The 14,138-nt window shown below is 72.7% G+C and carries 15 protein-coding genes and 1 pseudogene; 5 read left to right on the top strand and 11 right to left on the bottom strand.

What is annotated here, in order from left to right; translation table 11 throughout:
* Nucleotides 1-308 precede the first annotated feature (308 nt).
* The 3 genes from LMU33_RS27720 to LMU33_RS27710 are packed head-to-tail and all read right to left on the bottom strand — an operon-like array spanning nt 309 to nt 1,899.
* Entirely contained in the window at nt 309-983 is a 675-nt protein-coding gene (locus LMU33_RS27720; protein ID WP_228623344.1) for a GNAT family protein, read from the bottom strand.
* Nucleotides 956-1,546, bottom strand: a complete 591-nt coding sequence (locus LMU33_RS27715) for a DNA-3-methyladenine glycosylase I (RefSeq protein WP_228623343.1) — start codon at nt 1,544-1,546, stop codon at nt 956-958. The genes LMU33_RS27720 and LMU33_RS27715 overlap by 28 nt, the downstream gene beginning before the upstream one ends.
* Nucleotides 1,543-1,899, bottom strand: coding sequence for a DivIVA domain-containing protein (locus LMU33_RS27710; RefSeq protein ID WP_228623342.1), 357 nt, complete (start codon nt 1,897-1,899; stop codon nt 1,543-1,545). The genes LMU33_RS27715 and LMU33_RS27710 overlap by 4 nt, the downstream gene beginning before the upstream one ends.
* A 137-nt stretch (nt 1,900-2,036) precedes the next feature.
* Here LMU33_RS27710 and folP point away from each other — a divergent pair, with 137 nt between their 5' ends.
* Nucleotides 2,037-2,897 carry a dihydropteroate synthase gene (gene folP, locus LMU33_RS27705; protein WP_228623341.1) on the top strand — a complete coding sequence of 287 codons (861 nt, stop codon included), beginning with the start codon at nt 2,037-2,039 and terminating at the stop codon, nt 2,895-2,897.
* A 54-nt stretch (nt 2,898-2,951) separates the two neighbouring features.
* On the opposite strand, the gene LMU33_RS27700 is transcribed toward folP, so the two are convergent.
* Both LMU33_RS27700 and dapE read right to left on the bottom strand, forming a co-directional pair.
* The gene (locus LMU33_RS27700; protein WP_228623340.1) at nt 2,952-3,710 is read right to left on the bottom strand and encodes an LOG family protein; all 759 of its coding nucleotides are present in this window, start codon (nt 3,708-3,710) and stop codon (nt 2,952-2,954) included.
* Nucleotides 3,711-3,842: 132 nt separating this feature from the next.
* Nucleotides 3,843-4,922 carry a succinyl-diaminopimelate desuccinylase gene (gene dapE / locus LMU33_RS27695; protein ID WP_228623339.1) on the bottom strand — a complete coding sequence of 360 codons (1,080 nt, stop codon included), beginning with the start codon at nt 4,920-4,922 and terminating at the stop codon, nt 3,843-3,845.
* A 97-nt stretch (nt 4,923-5,019) separates the two neighbouring features.
* On the opposite strand from dapE, the gene LMU33_RS27690 reads away from it, so the two are divergent.
* Nucleotides 5,020-6,012, top strand: a complete 993-nt coding sequence (locus LMU33_RS27690; RefSeq protein WP_228623338.1) for a VldE C-terminal domain-containing protein — start codon at nt 5,020-5,022, stop codon at nt 6,010-6,012.
* A gap of 287 nt (nt 6,013-6,299) precedes the next feature.
* The gene (locus tag LMU33_RS27685) at nt 6,300-6,713 is read left to right on the top strand and encodes an ATP-binding protein (RefSeq protein WP_228623337.1); all 414 of its coding nucleotides are present in this window, start codon (nt 6,300-6,302) and stop codon (nt 6,711-6,713) included.
* A gap of 113 nt (nt 6,714-6,826) precedes the next feature.
* Here LMU33_RS27685 and LMU33_RS27680 read toward each other — a convergent pair whose 3' ends face one another.
* A complete protein-coding gene (locus tag LMU33_RS27680) occupies nt 6,827-7,924 on the bottom strand; it encodes a bifunctional succinyldiaminopimelate transaminase/glutamate-prephenate aminotransferase (RefSeq protein WP_228623336.1) in 1,098 nt (365 codons plus the stop codon).
* Nucleotides 7,925-8,049: 125 nt separating this feature from the next.
* Nucleotides 8,050-8,370, bottom strand: a complete 321-nt coding sequence (gene fdxA / locus LMU33_RS27675) for a ferredoxin (RefSeq protein WP_018561461.1) — start codon at nt 8,368-8,370, stop codon at nt 8,050-8,052.
* Between the two features lie 140 nt (nt 8,371-8,510).
* Here fdxA and LMU33_RS27670 point away from each other — a divergent pair.
* Together LMU33_RS27670 and LMU33_RS27665 are read left to right on the top strand one after the other, a co-directional pair.
* Nucleotides 8,511-9,503 (top strand): annotated as a pseudogene (locus LMU33_RS27670) (GNAT family N-acetyltransferase); the annotation flags it as partial.
* Nucleotides 9,504-9,699: 196 nt separating this feature from the next.
* The gene (locus tag LMU33_RS27665) at nt 9,700-10,566 is read left to right on the top strand and encodes a transglutaminase family protein (protein WP_228623334.1); all 867 of its coding nucleotides are present in this window, start codon (nt 9,700-9,702) and stop codon (nt 10,564-10,566) included.
* A gap of 4 nt (nt 10,567-10,570) precedes the next feature.
* On the opposite strand, the gene LMU33_RS27660 is transcribed toward LMU33_RS27665, so the two are convergent.
* The 4 genes from LMU33_RS27660 to LMU33_RS27645 are packed head-to-tail and all read right to left on the bottom strand — an operon-like array spanning nt 10,571 to nt 14,043.
* Nucleotides 10,571-11,185 carry a response regulator transcription factor gene (locus tag LMU33_RS27660; RefSeq protein WP_228623333.1) on the bottom strand — a complete coding sequence of 205 codons (615 nt, stop codon included), beginning with the start codon at nt 11,183-11,185 and terminating at the stop codon, nt 10,571-10,573.
* 10 nt (nt 11,186-11,195) lie between these two features.
* Complete coding sequence (locus LMU33_RS27655; RefSeq protein ID WP_372478064.1) at nt 11,196-12,380, bottom strand: sensor histidine kinase; 1,185 nt, start codon at nt 12,378-12,380, stop codon at nt 11,196-11,198.
* Nucleotides 12,377-13,117, bottom strand: coding sequence for an ABC transporter permease (locus tag LMU33_RS27650; RefSeq protein ID WP_228623332.1), 741 nt, complete (start codon nt 13,115-13,117; stop codon nt 12,377-12,379). The genes LMU33_RS27655 and LMU33_RS27650 overlap by 4 nt, the downstream gene beginning before the upstream one ends.
* Entirely contained in the window at nt 13,114-14,043 is a 930-nt protein-coding gene (locus LMU33_RS27645; RefSeq protein ID WP_228623331.1) for an ABC transporter ATP-binding protein, read from the bottom strand. The genes LMU33_RS27650 and LMU33_RS27645 overlap by 4 nt, the downstream gene beginning before the upstream one ends.
* Nucleotides 14,044-14,138 lie beyond the last annotated feature (95 nt).

Below are 14,138 nucleotides of genomic sequence, written 5' to 3'. Positions count from 1 at the left end.
AACCACGGACCGGGGCGGACCGGGCGCGCGGAGCGCAGGCCGTCCACGTCTGCCAGGCGACCGGACCGAACCGAACGGCGGCAGACCGCGGACCGGACGAGCCCGGCCCGCGATGCCCAGACCCTCCACGCCGAGCAGGCGCGGACCGGACCGAACAGCGGTGAACCACGGACCGGACGAGCCTGGCCCGCGACGCGCAGGCCCTCCGCGCCTGCCGGGCGATCGGACCGGACCGGGAGGCCTGGCGTGCGATGCGCGGGGGCTTTCGCGTTGGCCAAGAGGGCGGAGCGGGCGGCGGGACTGGGGGCCTAGTGGGCGATGAGGAGGGCCTCCGCGCCCACGGGCCGGTAGCCGGCCGCCTGGAAGGCGCGCACGCTGCGGGCGTTCCCGGCGGCCTGCTGCGACCAGACCGATGCGCCCGGGGGAACGAGGTGCCGGGCGGCGGTGGCCAGCGCCCGGCCCAGCCCCCGGTGGCGTACGTCCTCGTCCACCTCGATCGCCGTCTCCCAGCGGCCCGCCACGCCCCGCCCGAGGACGACCACTCCCCCGTCCGTCGCCCAGACGCGCACATCGTCCCGGCGCGCCCGTGCACTGCGCACCCGCGGATGGTCCGGGTCGGCGAGTTCCCGCAGTTCCAGCGGGGGGTCGCCGGGCAGGGAGCCCGCCACGGTGAGCAGGTCGATCGTGTCGGTGGACCGGCCCGTGCGGGCAAGGAACGAGGCCAGGAAGCGGGGGTTCATCGCCGCCGCCAGCTCGTCGCAGTCGAGGGAGGCGAGCGTGCTGCGCACCCAGTCGGGGTCCTCGTCGGTGAACACCACGGAGTGGGCGGTGAACGCGATCACTCCGGCGTCGCGACGGCTCGGCTGCGGCACCACCGTCGTACCGCCGTCGGGCGCCGGGAAGCGTCCCCTGGCCGCCGCGTCCAGGATCTCGGCCAGGGTTCGGGACCCGGCGGTCAGACGCCCGCTCCTCTCGCCACGCATGCTTCCAGGTGGTCGTCGACCAGGCCGCAGGCCTGCATCAGCGCGTACGCCGTCGTCGGGCCGACGAATCTGAGGCCCCGTTTCTTCAGGGCCCTGGACAGGGCCGTGGACTCCGGGGTCACGGCCGGGACGTCGGCGAGGGTCTTCGGCGCGGGGCGGCCGGCCGGGGCCGGTGCGTGGGACCAGATCAGCTCGTCCAGCTCGCCCTCCGCCCAGTCGGCGAGCACGCGCGCGTTGGCGAGCGTGGCGTCGATCTTGGCGCGGTTGCGGATGATGCCCGCATCGGCCAGCAGGCGCTCGCGGTCCTCCTCCGTGAAGGCGGCGACCTTCTCGATGCGGAAGCCGGCGAAGGCGGCGCGGAAGCCCTCGCGGCGGCGCAGGATCGTGATCCAGGACAGGCCCGACTGGAAGGCCTCCAGGCTGATCCGCTCGAAGAGGGCGTCGTCGCCGTGGACCGGGCGGCCCCACTCCTCGTCGTGGTACGACACATAGTCGTCGGTCGACAGGGCCCAGGGGCAGCGCAGGGCGCCGTCGGGCCCGGGGAGGGCGGTGCCGTCGCTCATCGCTGGTCCTCGGGGTGATCGGGCTTCTCCATGCGGACGTGTGCCGCCGCGGCTCTGGCGCCTGCCAGCGCCGACTCCAGGTCGGCGATACGGGCGTCCCGCTCGGCGAGCTCGGCGCCGAGCCGGCCGAGGGCGTCGTCGACGTCCGCCATGCGGTAGCCGCGCGGGGAGACCGGGAAGCGCAGGCTGTCCACGTCCGCGCGGTTCACCGGGCGGTCCGGGGGCAGCGGGTCCTGCAGCCGCTCCGGTGCCACCTCCGGCAGGGGGCCGCTTCCGCTGCCGCCCACCACGGCGAGCGTCACCGCGCCGACCACGACGGCCAGCGCGACGACCAGGAACAAGAACATCACCATCGCCAGGGGTCCCCACGCTCCGTGCCGGACGTTGTGCCGGACGCTGAATCTGTCTGGGTCCGATCGTGCCATGCGAGTCTGACAGTTAGGGTCACAGACGGTTGTACCGCGGGACGTACAAGGAGAGGTCACGGCTGATGCTCAGGCTGGGCAGGCGGGAATTCGGACCCCAAGAGCCGGTGATCATGGCGATCGTGAACCGGACTCCGGACTCCTTCTACGACCAAGGGGCCACGTTCCGCGACGAGCCGGCCCTCGCACGCGTGGAGCAGGCCGTTGCCGAGGGCGCCGCGATCATCGACATCGGCGGGGTGAAGGCCGGGCCGGGCGAGGAGGTCACGGCCGAGGAGGAGGCGCGGCGGACGGTCGGTTTCGTGGCCGAGGTGCGGCGGCGTTTCCCGGACGTGGTGATCAGCGTGGACACCTGGCGGGCCGAGGTCGGCGAGGCGGTGTGCGAGGCGGGGGCGGATCTGCTGAACGACGCGTGGGGCGGCGTCGATCCGGGGCTCGCCGAGGTCGCCGCGCGGTACGGGGTGGGGCTGGTGTGCACGCACGCGGGGGGTGTGCAGCCGCGTACGCGCCCGCATCGGGTGACGTACGACGACGTGATGGCCGACATCCTGGACGTCACCGTGGGTCTGGCCGAGCGGGCGGTGGCGCTCGGGGTGCCGCGGGAGTCGGTGCTGATCGATCCCGGGCACGACTTCGGGAAGAACACGCGGCACAGCCTGGAGGCGACGCGGCGGCTGGACGAGATGGTCGCCACGGGGTGGCCGGTGCTGGTGTCGCTGTCCAACAAGGACTTCGTCGGGGAGACGCTGGACCGGCCGGTGAAGGAGCGGTTGATCGGTACGTTGGCGACGACCGCGGTGTCGGCGTGGCTCGGGGCGCGGGTGTACCGGGTGCACGAGGTGGCGGAGACCCGGCAGGTGCTGGAGATGGTGGCGTCGATCGCCGGGCACCGGGTGCCGGCGGTGGCTCGGCGGGGTCTGGCCTGACCGACCGGGGGCTCCGCCCAGTGGGCGCCGGCCGGAGCCCCGCCTCCCGGCCCGCTAGCGGCCCGCCTCCTTCGACACCAGGGCCACCGCCTCGTCCACCTCGTCCGTGACGTGGAACAGCAGCAGGTCCTTCTCCGCCGCCTTGCCCTGGGCCACCAGGGTGTTCTTCAGCCAGGACACCAGGCCGCCCCAGTACTCGCTGCCGAAGAGGACGATCGGGAAGCGGGTGACCTTCTGGGTCTGGACCAGGGTCAGCGCCTCGAAGAGTTCGTCGAGCGTGCCGAGGCCGCCGGGCAGGACCACGAAACCCTGCGCGTACTTCACGAACATCATCTTGCGGACGAAGAAGTAGCGGAAGTTCAGCCCGATGTCGACGTAGGGGTTCAGCCCCTGCTCGAAGGGCAGCTCGATGCCGAGGCCGACCGAGACGCCGCCCGCCTCGCAGGCGCCCCTGTTGGCCGCCTCCATCGCGCCCGGCCCGCCGCCCGTGATCACGGCCCAGCCCGCCTCGACCAGGCCGCGGCCGAGCCGCACCCCGGCGTCGTACTCCGGCGAGTCCACCGGCGTACGCGCCGAGCCGAACACGCTGATGGCAGGCGGGAGTTCGGCCAGCGTGCCGAAGCCCTCGATGAACTCCGACTGGATGCGGAGCACGCGCCAGGGGTCGGTGTGGACCCAGTCCGAGGGGCCGCCGGCGTCCAGCAGGCGCTGGTCGGTCGTACTGGCCGTCACCTGCCCGCGCCGCCGGAGGACCGGTCCGAGCCGCTGCTCGTCCGGCGGGATCTTCTTCCCCTCGGGGTTGCCGGTAGGCATGTGCGCTCCCTCCGCTCGGGGGTGGTTCCACCTCAGCGTAGATCCACGCCGGTTACGGAGGGGGGACGAGCGCATGTCCGGCACGCGTGCGCCGTACGGGCGTCCTGCGCCGCGCACCCGCCGTACGGCGTCCTACGCGGTGAGCCAGTTCCGCAGGCGTTCCTCGCCCGCGAGGATCTTGGCCGTCTCCACCCGCTCGTCGCGCTTGTGGGCCAAGTGCGGGTTGCCGGGGCCGTAGTTGACGGCCGGGATGCCCAGCGCGGAGAAGCGGGAGACGTCCGTCCAGCCGTACTTGGGGTGGGGGGTGCCGCCCACCGCCTCGATGAAGGCCGCGGCGGCCGGGTGGGAGAGGCCGGGCAGGGCCCCGCCACTGTGGTCGTCGACCACGAACTCCTCCACGCCGCAGTCCGCGAACACCTCGCGGACGTGCGCGATCGCCTCCTCCTCCGTGCGGTCGGGGGCGTAGCGGAAGTTGACCGTCACCACGCACTCGTCGGGGATGACGTTGCCGGCGACCCCGCCGCTGATGCCCACCGCGTTCAGTCCCTCGCGGTACTCCAGGCCGTCGATCACGGGGTAGCGGGGCTCGTAGGCGGCCAGACGGGCCAGGATCGGGGACGCCGCGTGGATGGCGTTGGAGCCCATCCAGGAGCGTGCCGAGTGGGCGCGCTCGCCCTTCGTCCTCAGCAGCACCCGCAGGGTGCCCTGGCAGCCGCCCTCGACCTCGCCGTCGGAGGGCTCCAGCAGGACCGCGAAGTCGCCCTCGAGCCACTCCGGGTGGGCCGCGGCCACGTGCTTGAGGCCGTTGAGTTCGGCGGCGACCTCCTCGTTGTCGTAGAAGACGAAGGTCAGGTCGCGGTTGGGGGCGGGGACCGTGGCCGCGATGCGCAGCTGCACCGCGACGCCCGACTTCATGTCGCAGGTGCCGCAGCCCCACAGCACGCCGTCCTCGTCGAGGCGGGAGGGCACGTTGTCCGCGATCGGGACCGTGTCGATGTGGCCGGCCAGAATCACCCGCTCGGCGCGCCCCAGGTGCGTACGGGCGATCACGTTGTTGCCGTGGCGGTCGACCGTCAGGTGCGGCAGGGCGCGCAGGGCGGTCTCGACGGCGTCCGCGAGCGGCTTCTCGGTGCCGCTCTCGGAGGGGAAGTCCACGAGCTGCGCGGTGAGCGCGGCGGCGTCGAGCGTGAGGTCAAGCGAGGTGTCGGCCATGGCGTCGACCCTAGCGCGCCGCCTGGCGGGGGCGGCGGGCAAGCGCTGTCCGGTAACCCCCCGTGAGGTCGCGTCGGGCCTCAAGTACCTTGTACGCGTGCCAGAGCCGTCCCCCACCCGTCCCAAGCGTCGCGGCCGCCTCTTCCGTTTCGGTGCGGCCCTGTTGGTCCTGTGCGGCGTCGCCGCGTACCTCGTGGTGCAGTACGTCACCGGAGGCGGCGGAGCGCGCGGCTGCAAGGTGGTCTCGGACTACGGTGACAGAACGTCGTACGAGTTCACGCCGGAGCAGGCGGTGAACGCGGCGACGATCGCGGCGGTCGGCACCGGGCGCGGGATGCCCGAGCGGGCGGTGACGATCGCGCTGGCGACCGCCCTGCAGGAGTCGGGGCTGCGCAACATCGAGCACGGCGACCGGGACTCGCTGGGCCTGTTCCAGCAGCGGCCCTCGCAGGGCTGGGGCACCGAGCAGCAGATCATGGACCCGGCGTACGCGGCGGGCATCTTCTACGCGCACCTGGCCAAGGTGCCGAACTACACCGATCTGCCGCTGACCAGGGCGGCCCAGGAGGTCCAGCGCAGCGGCTACCCGGAGGCGTACGCCAAGCACGAGTCGGACGCGCAGCTGCTGGCGGCGGCACTGACCGGGCGCTCGGCGGCCACGCTGACCTGCGACGGGCGCCCGGAGACCACGGCCTCGGCGACGGGTCCGGACGCGGTGCGGGCCGCGCTGGTACGGGACTTCGGGCGGGACGCGCTGCAGGAGACCGGTGCGGAGGTGGGCGGTACGCCCGTGCCGTCGCCCTCTCCCTCGCCGAGTGTGACCGCGACCGCGCAGGGGCGGACGGTGACCGTGCCGGTGCCGCAGGGCACGAAGGTGGACGCGATCGGGCGCGGCGAGCGGCAGCGGGGCTGGCAGCTGGCGCAGTGGGCCGTGGCCAACTCCTCGGCGCTGCACATCCAGCGGGTGGCGTACGCGGGTCGGGAGTGGGCCGCGGGAAGCGGTGGCGGGCAGTGGAAGCCGGCCGCGTCGGACGGGACGGGCGGTGTGGGGGCGTCCCTGGGCGTCGTCCGGATCGTGACCGGACAGTAGTACGGGAGATCCCTCCCAGGGGTTGTACGGGGCCGGTCGGGGCGGCGGCCGGGAGGGGAGGCGTACCGTCTCCCGAGTTCCCTGGAAAATCAAGGCCGTAAGGATTCTGCGGGATTTCGGGCAGACGTTCTTTGCCCGTTTTTATCCACACCTGATAATGCGATGCGTTATCCATTCTTTACCTGGGACGTCCGCAACCTTCGCGGGCTTCGAGCGGTAGTCACGGCGTCCGGGCCACGACACGGACCGGACACACAACACCGTTCTCTTCCGTCGAATGGAGCATCATGTCCCTCCCTCTGACCCGCCGGATCGCCCGTGCCGCGCTGCTCGTCGCAGCGGGAGCGGCAGCCGGGGTCGGTGCGGCCGGCTCCGCCGGTGCGGCCACGAACCTGCCGGCGGCCCCGAACGTGGGTGGTCTGACCGCCCTGGACGGAGCGCACGTCGCCGACAGCGTCGACGGTGCCGCGCAGAACGTCACCTCACTCGCGGGCCACACGGGCGGCAAGGCGGTCGAGCAGACGGTGCCGGCCGCGGCCAAGACCGGCGGCGGTGCCGTGAAGAAGACGGCGCCGGTCGCGCAGCAGGCCGCCGGCGGCGCTGCCGGGGCGGCAGGGGAAGTCCTCGGGGGCGCCGCGTCCAGCGCAACGAAGGGTGGGGTGACCAACCTGCCGGTGCAGGGGCTGCCGCTGGGTGGCTGAGCGTCGCTTCGACCGGTGACGGGGTCCAGGGAGTTCCCTGGGCCCCGTTGCCTTGTGTGGTGTGGTTGTTGCGGTTGCGGTTGTTGCGGTTGTGCAGGGGTACGGCGGGGGCTCTACGCCGTCAGGCGGGACACCGCTGCCTGGATGCGTTCGTCCGTCGCTGTCAGGGCCACGCGTACGAACCTTTCGCCCGCCTCCCCGTAGAAGTCGCCGGGGGCGACGAGGATGCCCAGGTCAGCCAGGTGGGCGACCGTGGTCCAGCAGGACTCCCCGCGGGTGGCCCAGAGGTAGAGACTCGCCTCGCTGTGCTCGATGCGGAAGCCGTGGCCCAGCAGAGCCGCCCGGAGGGCCTCGCGGCGGGCGGCGTAACGCTCGCGCTGGACGCGGACGTGCTCGTCGTCGCCGAGGGCCGCCACCACGGCCGCCTGGGTCGGTGCCGGGGTCATCATGCCGCCGTGCTTGCGGATCTCCAGCAGCGGGCCCAGGACGGCCGGGTCGCCGGCGATGAAGGCCGCGCGGTAGCCCGCCAGGTTGGAGCGCTTGGAGAGGGAGTGGACAGCGACGATGCCGTCGTAGGAGCCGCCGTTGACGTCCGGGTGCAGGACGGAGACCGGGTCGGCCTCCCAGCCCAGCTCCAGGTAGCACTCGTCGGAGAACAGCAGGACGCCGTGCTCGCGGGCCCAGGCCACGATGCCGGTCAGGTCCTCCTTCGAGAGGACCTTGCCCGTGGGGTTGGACGGGGAGTTCAGCCACAGGAGCTTCAGGCCGGCCGGGTCGAGGTCGCGCGGGTCGTCGTAGACCTCGTAGTCGGCGCGGGCCAGGCGGGCGCCGACCTCGTAGGTGGGGTAGGCGAGGCGCGGGTAGGCCACCCTGTCGCCGGGGCCGAGGCCGAGCTGGGTCGGCAGCCAGGCGACCAGTTCCTTGGAGCCGACGACCGGCAGGACGTGGCGGTGGGTCACGTCCCGGGCGCCCAGACGGCGCTGGAGCCAGCCGGTGATCGCGTCGCGCAGCGCCGGGGTGCCCCAGACGGTCGGGTAGCCCGGGGAGTCGGCCGCGTCGACCAGGGCCTTCTGGATCAGTTCGGGCACCGGGTCGACCGGGGTGCCCACGGAGAGGTCGACCATCCCGTCCGGATGCGCGGCGGCCGTCTTCTTGTACGGCTCCAGCTTGTCCCAGGGGAAGGTCGGCAGGCGGTCGGAGACTGCGGACACGGTCGGTGGCTCCCTTTCGTCGGTGGCGGCAAACGCCTCGGTCCCGCACGGCCGCGATCTGGACGATCGGGCCGTACGGGACCGAGGCGGCACGGTTGGGTGCGGGCCGCTTGGCGCTTAGACGGTCACTCGCCCTGCGGCGGCAGCGCGGCGATGAAGGGGTGGTCGCGCTCGATCAGCCCCAGCTTGCTGGCACCGCCGGGAGAGCCCAGCTCGTCGAAGAACTCGACGTTCGCCTTGTAGTAGTCCTTCCACTCCTCCGGAGTGTCGTCCTCGTAGAAGATCGCCTCGACCGGGCAGACCGGCTCACAGGCACCACAGTCGACGCATTCGTCCGGGTGGATGTACAAGGACCGCTGGCCCTCGTAGATGCAGTCGACCGGGCACTCCTCGATGCACGCCTTGTCCTTGACGTCGACACAAGGCTGCGCGATGACGTAGGTCACGCTGTCGTTCCTCCTCGATAGGGCGCTGGCGGGCCTCCTCAGGCTCCGCCGCCTGGCGCGCGGGAGCGCGGCGTCGTCGATGCCCGCCCCTAGTATCTCCGTTCCGGAGCATGATCCGAACAGGAGGGGTGAACTGACCAGTGGAAATCTCGGCGACAGGACACTTGGAGGTCCGCATCACCCCTTCTGACGTGGGAAAACGTGTCTCTGTACGGCGCTTGAGCGAAACTGGTGCGGCACAAGAGAAGTTCACCGACACGGTGGGTGTTCTCACATCATGGGATGCTGGCGTGCTCATGATCACACGACGCGACGGGCAGAGCGTGCGGATCGCCGAGTCCGCGTTGGTGGCGGGCAAGGTCGTACCGGCCGCCCCGGCGCGCCGCCGGGGGCCCGCCGCCTCGTACGAGGAACTCGCGCGGGTCTGCGCGCGCGGCTGGCAGCCGCTCGAGACCGAGCGGCTCGGTGAGTGGGAGCTGCGGGCCGCCGACGGGTTCACGCGGCGGGCCAACAGCGTGCTGCCGCTCGGCGACCCCGGCCTTCCCCTCGACGCGGCCCTTGCTGCCGTACGACGCTGGTACGGCGAGCGTGGCCTGCCCGCCTACGTCCAGACGGCCACCGGCGCCGAGGGCACGCAGGAGCTGCTGTGCGCGGAACTGGAACGGCGCGGCTGGGTGCGGGAGGTGACGGCCGAGGTGTGGACCGGTGCCCTGGCGCCGGTCGCGGACCGCGCCGAGGGCACCGGTGTGGTGGTGTCCCGGCAGGCGGACGAGGCGTGGCTCGCCCGGTACCGGCGCAAGGGGGTGAGCGAGGTGGCCCTGCGGGTGCTCGGCGGGGCTCCGTCGGTGTGGTTCGCGACCGTGCCCGGCGCCGGGGGTGAGCCTCCGGCGGCGATCGGGCGGTGTGTCGTGGACGGGCGGTGGGCCGGGTTCGCTGCGGTCGAGGTGGATCCCGGGCGGCGCCGCCAGGGGCTCGCCACCGAGGTGATGGCCGCGCTGGCCCGGCGGGCGCTGGACGAGGGCGCGTCGGCGGCCTGGCTGCAGGTCGAGACGGACAACGAGGGCGCGCGCGCACTGTACGCCGCCCTGGGCTTCACCCCGCACCACGCGTACCACCACTACCGCGCACCGGAGGCGCCGGAGACGGACGCGTCCAAGGGCAGGGCCCGGCAAACGCAACCCCCCGCCGATCCGGTCCGGAACAGGCCAGCCGGCCGGCCCGAGGACCGGGGCCGGACAGCGGACACGATCGACAACCGGGACACGACCCCGAACACACCGGCTCGGCCGGGGAGGTCGTAGAACCGCTGTGGAAGGGCATGAGCCTGGCATGCGTCACCCGTATCTGCCGCCGCCGTACCCGCCCCCGCCGGAGCGGTCGGCCGAGTTGCGTCGGAGGTTCACCGAGGAGGCGCGGTCCGAGCGGCCGGATCTGTCGGCGCTGTGCCTGCTGATCGGCGCCGAGGCGGACGGTTCGCTGGACGAGGCCGGGATCGACGCCGCGCAGCTGGAGCTGGACCGGCTCGCGGGCGAGCTGCCGTACCGGCCGGGCGGGCCGCACGCGTGGGCGGAGGCCGTACAGCGGCTGCTCGGCGGCCGGTACGACTTCCACGGCACCCCGGCCGACTACGACCGGCTGGAGTCCTCCCTGCTGCACGAGGTGCTGCGCCGGCGGCGCGGGCTGCCGATCCTGCTGTCGGTGGTGTGGCTGGAGGTCGCGCGGCGGGCCGGGGCCCCGGTGTACGGCGTCGCGCTGCCGGGGCACTTCGTGGTCGGCTTCGGCGCGGCGGAGGAGCAGGTGCTGGCCGATCCGTTCGACGGCGGGCGGCTGCTGACCGGGGCCGATGCCGAGATGCTGGTCGTGGGCGCCACGGGGGCGCCGCTGGACGCCTCGATGCTGGAGCCCGCGGCGCCGCTGGAGGTCGTCCAGCGGATCCTGAACAACATCCGCGCGTGGGCCTCGGCCCGGCCCGAGCGGTCGGACGTGGCCCTGTGGGCCGTGGAGCTGGCGCTGCTGGTGCCCGCGCATCCGGCCCGGCTGCGCTACGAGCGGGGGCAGCTTCTGGTGCAGCGCGGGGAGTTCGCCTCGGGCGCGCAAGAGCTGGAGTACTACGCGGACCTGATCGAGGTGGTGGACGAGTCGACCGCGCTCCAGGCACGGCAGCAGGCGCACACCGCGCGCGCGATGCTCAACTGACCCCTCAGAGCCAGCCCTTCTCCCGTGCTGTCCGTACCGCCTCCGCCCTGTTGCGTACCGCCAGTTTCTGGATGGCCGTGGACAGGTAGTTGCGGACCGTGCCCTGGGAGAGGTGGAGGGCCTTGGCCAGTTCGGCGTTGGTGGAGCCGTCGGCGGCGGCGCGCAGCACCTCGCGTTCGCGCTCGGTGAGCGGGTTCGCGCCCTCGGCGAGCGCGGCGGCGGCGAGCGTGGGGTCGATGACCCGCTCACCGGAGAGCACCTTGCGGATCGCCTCGGCGAGCTGCGCGGCCGGGGCGTCCTTGACGAGGAAGGCGTCGGCGCCGGCCTCCATGGCGCTGCGCAGATAGCCGGGGCGGCCGAAGGTCGTCAGCACGACCAGCTTGACCTGCGGAAACTCTCGGTGGACCTGCGCGGCCGCCTCGATGCCGGTGCAGCCGGGCATCTCGATGTCGAGCAGCGCCACGTCCACGCCGTGCGCGCCGACGGCGGCCAGCACCTGGTCGCCGCGCGCGACCTGGGCGACGACCTCGATGTCCTCCTCCAGGCCGAGCAGCGCGGCCAGGGCCTCGCGGACCATCGACTGGTCCTCGGCGAGAAGGACCTTGATCGTGCTTGTCATGCCCCGGATCCTACGTGCCCTCAGAGGCCGCCGGGACGCGGGCGACCAGCCGGAACCCGTGCCTGATCCGGCCCGCCTCCAGGGAGCCGCCGGCCTTCTCCAGCCGCTCGGTGAGGCCGATCAGACCGTTGCCGGGTCCGCTGCCGGAGCCGCCCGAGCCGTCGTCCTCGACGGAGAGTTCGAGCATCGCGCCGTCCAGGGTCTGCCGGTGGGTGAGCTGGACGAGGCACTTGTCGGCGCCGCTGTGCCGGACCACGTTGGTGATCGCCTCGCGCAGCGCCCACGCGAGCGCGGCCTCGGACTCCTCGGGGACGCCGTCGAGGCCGGGCTCGGCCGGCACCTCGGCGCTGACACCGGCGGCGGTCAGGGCGACCTGGGCGCCGGCGAGCTCGGCGGCGAGCCGGGGGCGCCGGTAGCCGGTGACGGCCTCCCGGACGTCGACCAGGGCCTGCCGGCTGACCTGCTCGATGTCGGCGACCTGCTGGGCCGCCTTGTCGGGATGGCCGGGCAGCATCCGGCCGGCCAGCTCGCTCTTCAGCGTGATCAGGGAGAGCGAGTGGCCGAGCAGGTCGTGCAGGTCGCGGGCGAGGCGCAGCCGCTCCTCGTTCGCGGCGAGCTGGGCGACCGTGGCCCGGGCCTTGCGCAGCTCGACGGTCGTACGGACGAGCTGGCCGACGCCGACCATCGCGAACCCGATGAGGACGACGAGGAGCAGGCTGTCGTCCGGCTTCTCGCCCCAGTACCGTCCGACCAGGTACATCACCACGGTCGTACCCGGAATCGCCCAGTACGCGGCCCGGACCGGCAGGGTGGCCCCGCAGGCGACCGAGAGGTAGATGTACAGGCCGAGCCAGGCGGGGCCGAGGGTGCAGGACAGCAGGAGGGCGAGGACGGCGAGGACGGCGACCATCGAGACGACGACCCGCGGTGTGAAGGTCCGCCCGATGTTCCGGAAGACCAGCGACAGGTAGGTGACGACGAAGGCGGTCAGGCCGAGCGCGCCGGCCACTGTGGCGCCCGTGGTGTGCCGGCCGCTGGTCAGGTCGTCGATCGGCGAGCCGAGGAAGACCAGCCAGACACCGATCCACAGCGCCTTGACCATCAGCTCGCGCCGGTTGCGCGGCCCCTGGCCGATCCGCACCTGGTGCTCGGGCCGCTGCTCGTGGGCCCGCGGGTCTTCCGTCATCGTGCTCACGCCTTCAGCGTGTCCTTCCGGTACAGCCAGGCCGCGCCGCCCGCGAAGAGGACGAAGTAGACGGCGAGGATCGCGACGTCGGTCGTGCTCGGGGCCTGGCTCTGCTCGATCGACCGTCCCAGTGCAGCGTACGCGTGGGTGGGCAGCCACTTCGCGATGTCCTGGAGGATCTGCGGGAAGGTGGTGGACGGCATCCACAGGCCGCCGAGGATCGACAGACCGAAGTAGATGATCATCGTGATCGGGCGGACCGCGTCACCGGAGGCGACATAGCCGATGGCGACGCCGAGCGCGGCGAAGACGAGGCTGCCGGCCCAGATGACCCCGGTGAGGGCGAGCCACTGCCAGGCGTCCAGGTGGACGTGCTTGATCGCGGCGGCCGCCACGAACACCACGATGATCGACGGCAGGCTCACCACGGCGGCGCCGGCGGTCTTGGCGAGGACGTAGCCGCGCCCGGGCAGCGGGGTCAGCCGCAGCTGCCGTACCCAGCCGTTCTCGCGCTCCTTGGCGATGCGCTCGCTGTTGCCCATCAGGACGGCGGTCAGGGCGCCGAAGGAGGCCATGGAGACCATCAGGTAGGTGGCGACGGTCAGGCCGGTGCCGTCGACCTTGGAGGTGGAGCCGGAGCTGCTGGAGAAGATCAGGAACAGGATCGCGGGGTAGAGCACCGAGAAGAACAGGAACTTCCGGTTACGGAAGGCACGAGCCAGTTCGAGCTTGATCAGGGCGTTCATGACTGCTTGGCCTCCTCGGCCTCCGTGATGGCGACGAAGGCCTGCTCCAGACCGAGACCGGCGACTTCGAGGTTGCGGGGGTAGACACCGAGGCCGTACAGGGCGTGCACGGTGGCGTCGGCGTCGGACGACTGGATGCGGACGGTCTGGCCGGAGACGTCTATCGAGGTGAGGAACGGCAGGGCGCGCAGGGCGGCCTCGTCGATCCGCCCCTCCAGGTCGAAGGAGACGCGGCGGGCGCCGGCCTTGGCCTTGATCTCGGCGGCGGTGCCGTCGGCGAGGAGCCGGCCGCGGTGCAGCACCAGGACCCGGTCGGCGATGGCGTCGGCCTCTTCGAGGTAGTGGGTGGCGAAGAGGACCGTACGGCCCTGGTCGGCCTGCTCGCGCATGGTGGCCCAGAAGGCCTGGCGGGCGGAGACGTCCATGCCGGTGGTCGGCTCGTCCAGGATGATCAGGTCGCTGTCGCCGGCGGTGGCGAGGGCGAAGCGGACGCGCTGGGCCTGGCCGCCGGAGAGCTTGTTGACCTTGCGGTCGGCGATCTGCGCGATGCCCGCGCGGGCCATCACGTCCGCGGCCTTGTACGGCTTCGGGTGCAGCGAGCAGCTCAGCCCGACCAGTTCCGCGACGGTGACCTCGTCCATCAGCCCGCCGCTCTGCAGCATCGCCCCGACCCGGCCGGCGACGATCGCGTCGCGGGGGGTGCCACCGAAGAGGCTCACCGTGCCGCTGTCGGGGTGCTTGAGGCCGAGGAGCAGGTCGAGGGTGGTGGACTTGCCGGCCCCGTTCGGGCCGAGGAGGGCGACGGTCTCGCCCGGGTACAGCCGGAGCGAGAGCCCGTCGACGGCCCGCACGCTCCCGTACGTCTTGGTCACCTGGTCGAAGCCGACCACCGGGGTGGTGGTGGCCGGTGCCGCAGTTGTCGTCATGGCCTCCATGCTCGCGGCGCGGGCCGGGCGCCGGGCAGTGTCGGGGGTCCTGGGTGCCGGATGACAGATGTCATGCCGAACGGGTGACGGGCATG

Origin of the sequence: Streptomyces barringtoniae, from assembly GCF_020819595.1 — a bacterium.
Taxonomy (GTDB): Bacteria; Actinomycetota; Actinomycetes; order Streptomycetales; family Streptomycetaceae; genus Streptomyces; species Streptomyces barringtoniae.
The sequence above is the reverse complement of the archived record's forward strand: the minus strand, read 5'-3'. Positions and strand labels throughout refer to the sequence as shown.

Coding starts and splice junctions, on each gene's coding strand:
- LMU33_RS27720 (WP_228623344.1), bottom strand. CDS start 983: ATGCGTGGCGAGAGGAGCGGGCGTCTGACCGCCGGGTCCCGAACCCTG.
- LMU33_RS27715 (WP_228623343.1), bottom strand. CDS start 1,546: ATGAGCGACGGCACCGCCCTCCCCGGGCCCGACGGCGCCCTGCGCTGC.
- LMU33_RS27710 (WP_228623342.1), bottom strand. CDS start 1,899: ATGGTGATGTTCTTGTTCCTGGTCGTCGCGCTGGCCGTCGTGGTCGGC.
- folP (WP_228623341.1), top strand. CDS start 2,037: ATGCTCAGGCTGGGCAGGCGGGAATTCGGACCCCAAGAGCCGGTGATC.
- LMU33_RS27700 (WP_228623340.1), bottom strand. CDS start 3,710: ATGCCTACCGGCAACCCCGAGGGGAAGAAGATCCCGCCGGACGAGCAG.
- dapE (WP_228623339.1), bottom strand. CDS start 4,922: ATGGCCGACACCTCGCTTGACCTCACGCTCGACGCCGCCGCGCTCACC.
- LMU33_RS27685 (WP_228623337.1), top strand. CDS start 6,300: ATGTCCCTCCCTCTGACCCGCCGGATCGCCCGTGCCGCGCTGCTCGTC.
- LMU33_RS27665 (WP_228623334.1), top strand. CDS start 9,700: ATGCGTCACCCGTATCTGCCGCCGCCGTACCCGCCCCCGCCGGAGCGG.
- LMU33_RS27660 (WP_228623333.1), bottom strand. CDS start 11,185: ATGACAAGCACGATCAAGGTCCTTCTCGCCGAGGACCAGTCGATGGTC.
- LMU33_RS27650 (WP_228623332.1), bottom strand. CDS start 13,117: ATGAACGCCCTGATCAAGCTCGAACTGGCTCGTGCCTTCCGTAACCGG.
- LMU33_RS27645 (WP_228623331.1), bottom strand. CDS start 14,043: ATGACGACAACTGCGGCACCGGCCACCACCACCCCGGTGGTCGGCTTC.